Source organism: Furfurilactobacillus rossiae DSM 15814 (genome assembly GCF_000428925.1).
GTDB classification, from domain to species: domain Bacteria; phylum Bacillota; class Bacilli; order Lactobacillales; family Lactobacillaceae; genus Furfurilactobacillus; species Furfurilactobacillus rossiae.
On record NZ_AUAW01000038.1, the window covers coordinates 1 to 1,629 of the forward strand.

Annotated in this window: 1 protein-coding gene and 2 pseudogenes; 1 reads left to right on the top strand and 2 read right to left on the bottom strand. The window is 44.5% G+C overall.

The features are described 5' to 3' along the window. The first annotated feature begins 79 nt into the window (after window positions 1-79). Window positions 80-667, top strand: a pseudogene (locus G400_RS15460) (site-specific integrase). 41 nt (window positions 668-708) lie between these two features. Here G400_RS15460 and G400_RS0113020 read toward each other — a convergent pair. Both G400_RS0113020 and G400_RS16505 read right to left on the bottom strand, forming a co-directional pair. Next, window positions 709-1,401 (bottom strand): hypothetical protein, encoded by a 693-nt coding sequence (locus G400_RS0113020; protein ID WP_017260790.1) that lies wholly within the window; start codon window positions 1,399-1,401, stop codon window positions 709-711. Further along, window positions 1,398-1,629: pseudogene (locus G400_RS16505) on the bottom strand (MobQ family relaxase); the annotation flags it as partial. The pseudogene G400_RS16505 and the gene G400_RS0113020, both read right to left, overlap by 4 nt.

Genomic DNA, 1,629 nt, shown 5'->3' on the forward strand with positions numbered 1-1,629 from the left:
ACAATACCATCTCCTTACTTTTTCCTTACAAAGATAATAACATAACTGCTTTAATATCTCAAGAAAAGGGGCTAAAACTATGCAACAAATCGTCTTACCAATCAAAGATTCAAACGTCCTGGCCGAAGTACAAGATACCTTACTACACAATTTTAGAGCTGGTCGTCGTAACTACACGATTTTTCAGGTTGGCAAAGCCACCTTGTTACGGGTAAGTGATGTTATGCGCCTTCGTTGGACCGATATCTTTAACGAAAATGGAACCGTGCGTCAGAATGCGTTTATACACGACAAAAAAACCGGTAAAGCTAATTTGCTCTACCTAAAACCAATTCAAACTGATCTTTTAACTTATCAAGCTTGGTACTAGAAACAAAAACTACACTCAACTTGGTTATTTCCTTCAACTCAACACCCTGATCGACACATTACTGAAAAGCAATTTTATAAAATAATGAGTAAGACTGGTGACTTGTTAGGTATTGATTACTTAGGCACGCATACAATGCGTAAGACTGGTGCTTACCGCGTCTACACCCAATCAAATTATAATATTGGGCTCGTCATGAACTTGTTAAACCATTCCAGTGAAGCCATGACACTAACTTATTTAGGCTTAGATCAAGCTAGTGCCGAAAATATGTTAGATAAAATTGATTTTGGTTAATTTCCTTAAACTCAATTGATCAACATTTGAATTCTCCTTTATCAGTACCGGTCATGTCGCCAAAACATAAGTTTCTTGGTGTCCCAATCTGCCAACGTCTTTACGGCCTCGACCATCGCCCAAAAACTAGCGATGATAGCCCCTACGACCAACAACATCAGAATTAGACCGAGTACACTCCCGCCGAAAGGGTGTGATCTCGCCAACGTCAGCACAAAATCAGTGAGCTTGTTAAGTCCTAATCCACGCCAAACACCGTCCCAGAGAAGCACTTTGAACAACAACAGAATCATGGACGCAAAAAATAGGCTCACAACGCCACCGGCAAGGTTCGGTATCAGCTCCCGCCAGAACTGTTTCTTCTCTTGGTCTGCTAGCTTTTCCCGTTCATCGTCCAGTTTGGCCTGTGCTTCATTGACCGCTTTACTACGCCGGTCAATGTCGGCCAGCAACTGTCGCTTGACCCCCTCCACGTCTAGCTGGCTGGCCTGCTCTTGTAGTCGGGCACCTTGCTGTTCCAAAATCTTGTTAACCTGTTCGTTATAACTCGTTTGGTCGTTCTTTAGTTGCAGGCTGGCCTGTTCCTTTATCTCAGCGGGATTGACCGCTTGGGCCACCTGACGGGCAACTTCTTGCCGGACAATTGCTTGAATGGCAGGGACTTTCGTAAAGTCAATTTCCCCGTTATCATACGCTTTTAAAAGTTGTACTAGTGCCTGTTCGTTCTCCGTCATAGTTTCGGCCCTCCTTGGTCATGCGTTCGCTCACGATATTTATGGGCTTGCCTTTTACTCCTATCCGAGTTGAGCTTTTTCAAGAAATCTCCCGCCACGGATTCTTCCGGCGGTGCCGACTTAGCTTGTTTTGCCTTGTCAGCATTGAGTTGCTTCAAGAAATTGTCTGCCACGTTCGGCTTGGGTTCCGCTGATCGTGACGCTGGTCCTGTCTGGGCAAGCTGTTCT

What these genes read in the sequence shown, in the direction of transcription:
- G400_RS0113020 (WP_017260790.1), bottom strand. Translation starts at nt 1,401, where the DNA reads ATGACGGAGAACGAACAGGCACTAGTACAACTTTTAAAAGCGTATGAT.